The 6,434-nt window shown below is 74.4% G+C and carries 9 protein-coding genes; 5 read left to right on the forward strand and 4 right to left on the reverse strand.

What is annotated here, in order from left to right:
* Positions 1-346 precede the first annotated feature (346 nt).
* Both ACFU7Z_RS34070 and ACFU7Z_RS34075 read left to right on the forward strand, forming a co-directional pair.
* Positions 347-604: a DUF6221 family protein gene (locus ACFU7Z_RS34070; protein ID WP_049656647.1), complete on the forward strand. Its 258-nt coding sequence runs from the start codon at positions 347-349 to the stop codon at positions 602-604.
* Positions 605-680: 76 nt separating this feature from the next.
* Positions 681-1,625: a hypothetical protein gene (locus ACFU7Z_RS34075; protein ID WP_380781807.1), complete on the forward strand. Its 945-nt coding sequence runs from the start codon at positions 681-683 to the stop codon at positions 1,623-1,625.
* A 28-nt stretch (positions 1,626-1,653) separates the two neighbouring features.
* Here the strand turns inward: ACFU7Z_RS34075 and ACFU7Z_RS34080 are convergent, their stop codons facing one another.
* From ACFU7Z_RS34080 to ACFU7Z_RS34095, 4 genes are all read right to left on the reverse strand, one after another.
* Positions 1,654-2,223, reverse strand: a complete 570-nt coding sequence (locus ACFU7Z_RS34080) for a GNAT family N-acetyltransferase (protein WP_380781809.1) — start codon at positions 2,221-2,223, stop codon at positions 1,654-1,656.
* Positions 2,224-2,422: 199 nt separating this feature from the next.
* Entirely contained in the window at positions 2,423-3,298 is an 876-nt protein-coding gene (locus ACFU7Z_RS34085; protein ID WP_380781811.1) for an ABC transporter permease, read from the reverse strand.
* Entirely contained in the window at positions 3,258-4,145 is an 888-nt protein-coding gene (locus ACFU7Z_RS34090) for an ABC transporter ATP-binding protein (protein WP_117485394.1), read from the reverse strand. Before ACFU7Z_RS34090 ends, ACFU7Z_RS34085 begins: the two co-directional genes overlap by 41 nt.
* Positions 4,142-4,624, reverse strand: a complete 483-nt coding sequence (locus ACFU7Z_RS34095) for a MarR family winged helix-turn-helix transcriptional regulator (RefSeq protein ID WP_380781814.1) — start codon at positions 4,622-4,624, stop codon at positions 4,142-4,144. Before ACFU7Z_RS34095 ends, ACFU7Z_RS34090 begins: the two co-directional genes overlap by 4 nt.
* Before the next feature lie 324 nt (positions 4,625-4,948).
* Between ACFU7Z_RS34095 and ACFU7Z_RS34100 the strand changes: the two genes are divergently transcribed.
* The 3 genes from ACFU7Z_RS34100 (at position 4,949) to ACFU7Z_RS34110 (ending at position 6,369) form a co-directional block, all read left to right on the forward strand.
* The gene (locus ACFU7Z_RS34100) at positions 4,949-5,446 is read left to right on the forward strand and encodes a hypothetical protein (RefSeq protein ID WP_380781816.1); all 498 of its coding nucleotides are present in this window, start codon (positions 4,949-4,951) and stop codon (positions 5,444-5,446) included.
* 75 nt (positions 5,447-5,521) lie between these two features.
* On the forward strand, positions 5,522-5,848 hold the full coding sequence (locus ACFU7Z_RS34105; RefSeq protein ID WP_380740903.1) for a hypothetical protein: 327 nt from the start codon (positions 5,522-5,524) through the stop codon (positions 5,846-5,848).
* Between the two features lie 161 nt (positions 5,849-6,009).
* Positions 6,010-6,369, forward strand: a complete 360-nt coding sequence (locus tag ACFU7Z_RS34110; protein WP_380781818.1) for a hypothetical protein — start codon at positions 6,010-6,012, stop codon at positions 6,367-6,369.
* Positions 6,370-6,434 lie beyond the last annotated feature (65 nt).

Genomic DNA, 6,434 nt, shown 5'->3' on the forward strand with positions numbered 1-6,434 from the left:
GAGCCCGGCCGGCGCCCGGCTCCGCGCGCGCCCCCACGGGAGGAAGCAACGTCCCCGTGGAACACGGCACCACGGCGCCGAGCGCGGCAGCCATCCCGCACGAACTCCCCTAGGACGAACGGAAGTTCGGCCGCGACGGGACGACGGGCGCGGGCCACCCGACCACCGCGAACAGCCGCGTCCCCGGCCGGCCGGGGACGCGCTCAACCCGGCGCGCCGCCAAGCCCGTTCACCGACCAGGCCCCCGCTGCCCGCCTGCGGCACACGGCACCGAGCCGCCCCCGCGCCCTCCGGGCGGAAGGGCCCCGGCTCCCGGCCCGCCAAGGCGGCGCACCAGGATGGGCCCATGGACGACCTCCTGCGCTTCCTGCGCGCACGCAACGAGGAAGACAACCACGCCTACGCCTACGTGGCGCACGTCTTCGGCCCCGAGGCGCTCCTCGACAGCCACCTGCCCATGCTCGACCTGGTCGACCAGCTGGCCCAGGAGGGCATCGCGATGAACCCTTCGGACCCCCGCGCCGCCGGCCTCGCGTACGCGCTGCGCGTCCTCGCGCAGTCCTACCACGACCACCCCGGCTACCGGGAGCAGTGGCGCCCCTGACCGGCCGGAGGCGGCCGGGAGCGGCCGGAGGCGGGGCCGACGGCGGCCGCCCGCCCGGGTTCGGTAGCCTCCGGGGATGGCCGCTGCCCCGCACCCCGTCCGGCTCACCACCCGGCTCGTCGACGGACTCGTCTGCGCCTACGCCCCGGCCGCCGGCGCCGTGGGCGTGCTGTCGCCCGCGGTGGCCTGTCGGCCGGTCCCCGGGGACGGGGTGGTCGCCCACGCCGTCGCCGCCGACCTGCGGCACGCCTACTACACGACGCTCCACGCGGCCGTCTGCGTGACGGCCGACGGCGCGGAGGTCTGGCGCACGCCCTTCGAACCGGCGGCGGACAACGCCCACGGCCACCTGCCCGACTGCGAACTGTCCCCGGACGGGCGGGTGTTGTGGGTCTACCGGCCCGACGCCATGGCGGGCCGCGACCGGCCGGACCAGTGGGTCGCCGTGGACGCCGCGAGCGGGGCGGTCCTCGCCCGGGCCGACCTGGAGACGGTCGGGCACGGCGGCGTGCAGCTGGCCCACCCGGCGAGCGGCGGGATGCTCCTCAACGTGGGCGAGGGGCAGGACGGCACCGCCGTCTACCGCGCGTCGCTGGCCGGCGGCCGGCTGGAACTCCTCCGCTACCCGTGGGACGACCGCTGCCTCATCGACCTGTCCCCCGACGGGCACCGCTTCCTGACCGTCGACCACGCCCAGAGGGACCTCGCCGTCCACGCCTTCCCCGGCGGCGAGACGGTGTTCACCCTCACCGTCGACGACTTCGGCCACGACCCGGACACGGTCTTCCTGGAGTGGAGCGGCGGCCACCTCACCCCGGACACCCTCGTGGCCACTCTCGTCGGCGAGACCGAGGACGAGGAGGACTGGTTCCGCCACTACCGCGTCGACGCCCGCACCGGCCGCGTCCACGGCGAGTTCGACGCCCACGCGGCGGACCCGTACGACCTGCGGCCACTCGGCGACGGCTCCTGGCTCACCACCGGCCCCGGCGGCCACCCGGTGCGCCGCACCGCCTCCTGACGCCCCGACCCGGGGCCCGGGTCCAAGGTCAGGCCGTCGGCGACGACCCCAGGTCGGCGGGGACGAGGGAGTACAGGACGAGGTCGGTGCGGCCGTGGTGGGTGAAGCCGGCGTTGCGCAGCACGCCCTCCTCGCGCAGGCCGGCGTTCAGGGCGGTGCGGCGGGAGGCGGTGTTGGCGGTGGCGGCCTTGAGCTCCAGGCGTTCGAAGGCCTGCGCGGTGAGCAGCCAGTGCGCCAGGGCGCGGGTGGCTTCGGCGGCGATGCCCCGGCCTCGTGCCCAGGGAGCGACCCAGTAGCCGGCTTCGGAGCTGCGGGAGCGCCAGTCGGTCTTCTTCAGGCCGACGGTGGCGGCCAGGCGTCCGTTCGTGCGGTCGGTGACGGCGAAGTGGATGCCGTCGCCGGTGGTGCGCAGGTCGTGGGCGGTGCGGGTGCACCAGGTGTGGGCGTCCTCGCGGGTGTAGGGGCGGGGCAGCGGCAGCCAGTGCTGGGTGAGGTCGTCGGCGCAGGCGGCGCGGGTGTCGTCGGTGTCGTCGGCGGTGAAGGGGCGCAGGGTCAGGCGCGGGGTGTGGAGCACCGTCTGGGGGAAGGCGTGGGTCATGGGGTCGTGTCGTTCCTTCCCGGTCAGGCGGCGGACAGGTGCAGGGTGAGGGGCGGGCCGGGGGTGGCGGGTGTCCAGCCGTTCGCCCGTGCGGTGCGGATGCCCGCGGCGACTTCGCGTGGCAGGACGTCTGGGGCAGTCTCCCGGGGCGGCGCCGCGCCTGTCACCGCGTTTTTCCGCAGGGTGGTGACGGCGTCGGCTAGCGCGCCAGGCGCCTGAGCAGGGCGGAGGCGGCGGCGATGCCGGCCACGGTGGCGAGGGCGAGGACGGCGAAGTCCAGGGGCAGGTGGGAGGGGGTGCCGATGAGCAGGCCGCGCAGGGCGTCGACCTGGTAGCTGAGCGGGTTGGCCTTGCTGACGGCCTGGAGCCAGCCGGGCATCAGGTCGACGGGGTAGAGGGCGTTGGAGCCGAAGAACAGCGGCATGGTGATGGCCTGGCCGATGCCCATCAGGCGGTCGCGGGTGAGGACGATGCCGGCGATGGCCATCGACAGGCAGGAGAAGAACGCCGAGCCGAGCAGGACGACGGCCACGACGCCGAGCAGTCGCAGCGGGTTCCAGGTCATGGCGACGCCGAGGGCAGCGGCGATCAGTACGACCACGACGGCTTGCAGGAGTGCCTTCACCCCGGCGGCGAAGGCCTTGCCGGTGACGAGGGCGGCGCGCGGGGTGGGGGTGACGAGCAGTTTGGTGAGGACGCCGGAGTCCCGCTCCCAGATGATCATGATGCCGTAGAAGATCGCGATGAACATCGCGGACTGGGCGATGATGCCGGGCGCGAGGTAGTCCAGGTACGGGATGCCGCCGGTGGGGATGGCCTTGAGGCGGGTGAAGGTCTCGCCGAAGATCAGCAGCCACAGGGCGGGCTGGACGGCCCGGGTGTAGAGCTCGGTGCGGTCGTGGCGCAGCTTCTGCAGTTCGACGGCGCACATCGCGCCGATGCGGGCGGGCACCAGGCGCCAGCCGGTGCGGGCGCGCGGGGGCACCAGCAGCAGGGAGAGGTCGGGGCCGGCGGCGGGGCGGGGGGCGGGGGGTTCAGCCGACGCGGCCTGCGGTGCGGCGGGTACGGCGGACATCGCTGAAGTCTCCTTCGGTGGCGTCGGCCAGCTGCCGGCCGGCGAAGTGGCGGAAGACGTCGTCGAGGCTGGGCGCGGCCTGGGCCGGGTCGGTGCGCCGTACCTGGTCCTTGAGTTCGGCGGGTGTGCCGAGCGCGCGGACGCGGCCGCGGTCCATGAGGGCGATGCGGTCGCAGTGGCGGTCGGCCTCGTCCATGTAGTGGGTGGTGACCAGGACGGTCATGCCGGTGGCGGCGCGTACGGCGTCGACGCGTTCCCACACGCCGGTGCGGGCGATCGGGTCCAGGCCGATGGTGGGTTCGTCCAGGACGAGCAGGCGCGGGGCGCTGACCAGGGCCTGGGCGAGTTCGAGGCGGCGCACCATGCCGCCGGAGTAGGTGGCGGCCATGCGTTCGGCGGCCTCGGTGAGGTCGACGGCGGCCAGCGCCTGGTCGACGCGGGCGGCGCGTTCGCGGCGCGGGACGTCGAAGACGCGGGCGAACAGGGCGACGTTCTCGCGTCCGGTCAGCCCGGCGTCGGCGGACAGCTGCTGGGGGACGTAGCCGAGCAGGCGGCGCACCTGCATGGGGTGGCGGGTGGCGTCGTGGCCGAAGACGCGGACCATGCCGGCGCCGACGGGCAGCAGGGTGGTGATCGCGCGGATGGTGGTGGTCTTGCCGGCGCCGTTGGGGCCGAGCAGGCCGAACACCTCGCCGGTGCGGACGGTGAGGTCGATCCGGTCGACGGCCCGGGTGGCCTTCCCTCGGCCGTGGCGGAAGGTGTACTCCAGGCCCCGGCAGGCCACCGCGTCCGCGGCGTCCCTGGTGTCCTCGGCGTTCCCGGTGTCCCGGGTGTCCTCGGTGGTCATCGTTCCTCCTCCCCCGGCGGGGTGCGCAGGCCCTCGGCGACCTGCCGCAGGGCGGGCAGGGCGGCGGCCAGGGCCTCGCGCTCGCGCGGTGGCAGGCCGGCGACGATGTCGCCCATCAGCGCGCGGCGGCGCCGGCGCCAGGCCTCGATGCGTTCGACGGCCTCCGGGGTGGCGTGCAGGAGGGCGGCGCGCCGGTCGGCGGGGTCGCTCTCGCGGCGCAGCAGGTTCCGGGCGACGAGCTGGTTGACGAGGGTGGACACGGAGTTGCCGGCCAGGCACAGCTCCTCGGCGGCCTCGGAGACGCGCAGTCCGGGGCTGTCCATCACCAGGCGCAGCAGTTCGACCTGGGCGCCGCGCAGGCGGGGTTCGTCCGTCGTCTGCCGCAGGCGGCGGCGGACCAGGCGCTGGATGCCGACGAGGAGGGTGGAGAACTCGTCCGCCAGCGCGACGTCGAGCGTTTCGGGCCCTGTCGCGGTCATACCCTCATTTTAGCTCTCAGTAAGAGCTATCCGTCGAGAGCGCGGAGCCCCCTCCGCCCGCGCGCCCCCTCCGCTGGCCGCGCGCCCCGTCTACTGGCTGCGCGCCCCCTGGCCCGCCCCTTTCGGCGGGCCGCCCGCGCGCGGGAAGTCGGCCCCGCCGACTTCCCGCTCCACCGGGCGGCGGGAGGTGATCGTCCGTCACCGGGGAGATCCGATGGAGGTGTTGCGACCCCGCCGGGAGGGTGTCGTACGGCGCTGGCATGCTGATCGGATCACAACGGTTGTCGCCGGGATGGGGGGCAGATGTCGGACAGGGTCATGCCGATGCGCACGGCACCGCGCTTGGGCACGGTCAACGGGTTCGGGCGGGCGATGCTGGGCAAGACGCGGCCGGACGCCCAGGGGGCCTGCTTCGCCACCCACTGGTTCACCATGCTGATGCTGCCGATCCGGCCGCTGGGACGCTACTACGTCAAGGAGGGCGAGACGGTCGACGTCTCCGGGCGGCACGGCTCCTCGACGAGCACCACGCAGTACGTGTTCCTGGGCCGGGCCGAACTGCGCATGAGCGAGGTGATCCGCACCTACCTGTTCTGCTGGCTGGTGGCGCCCCTCGTCATCGCCGGTCCCGTGACGCTCTTCGGGATCAACAGCGACGCGTTCAGCCACGCGTACCCGATCGTCTTCATCGTGCTGCTGCTCGCGATCCCGATCGTCTGCATGATCGCGCTGGCGTGGATGCTGGTGCTCAACGAGAAGTTCCTGGCACCGGAGCGGATACCGCAGTGGGTCGAGGCCCGGCCGGCGAACCGGCGGGACTGAGCCGACGGGGCCACCCCGCTCAAGGCAGCCCGGGTGGCCCTGGACAGGCCCGGAGGACCGGGGCAGGATCCGGGCATGCCGTCCGACGAGCCGTTGTCCGAGGAAGAACTGTCCGCGATCGAGCTGCGCGCCGGCGCCGCGACACCGGGGCCGTGGGTCGCCCGGCTGGAGACCCGCCAGGGGATCGGCGGCGCGAGCTTCGTCCAACTGCGCCCCGACGCGCCGCGGGACGACGAGTTCCACCTGACCCGGACCACCGACGGCCGCACCCGGACGGGACCGGACCCCGCGACGGACGCGGACCTCGACTTCATCGCCGCCGCCCGCCAGGACGTGCCACGACTGGTCGCCGAGGTCAGGCGGCTGCGGGAAGCCCTGGAGCGGGCACAGCCGGCCGGCTGACGGCCACACGGAGCAGCCGCCCCGGGGAACCGGGGAGCCGCCGGGAGCGGAAAGTCGGCCCCGCCGACTTCCCACTCCCCCACGACGGCGGCCCCCGACAGGCCGGGCCTGCGCGTACGGGCTCCGGGGCGGTTGTCGGTGCCGGGTGGCAGGCTGCGCCCATGAGTTACGACCTTGCGGTCTGGGAGGGCGAGCGCCCCGCGGACGACGCCGCGGCGGGCCGGTGCTTCGACGACCTGTACGAGCAGTACCTCGGCACGGACGGGGAGAACCTTCCGCCGACCGAGCGGATCGCGGCCTTCGTGGCCGCGCTGCTGGAGCGGTGGCCCGACCTCGCCGAGGACGAGGACGACACCTCGCCGTGGTCGACCGGCCCGCTGATCGGGGAGGCGAGCGGCCCGCTGATCTACTTCCCGATCCGCTGGAGCATGGTGGAGGAGGCCAGCGTCCACATCGCGAAGGTGGCGTCCTCGATGGGCCTCACCTGCTTCGACCCGCAGTCGCAGTGCCTCTGGCCCTGACCCCCGCACGGCAGGCGGGCGACGGCTGACGGCTGCCACCGCGGAGCCCCGGGGAGTGGGAAGTC

The sequence above is a fragment of the Kitasatospora sp. NPDC057518 genome (assembly GCF_042802075.1).
Classification (GTDB): Bacteria; Actinomycetota; Actinomycetes; order Streptomycetales; family Streptomycetaceae; genus Kitasatospora.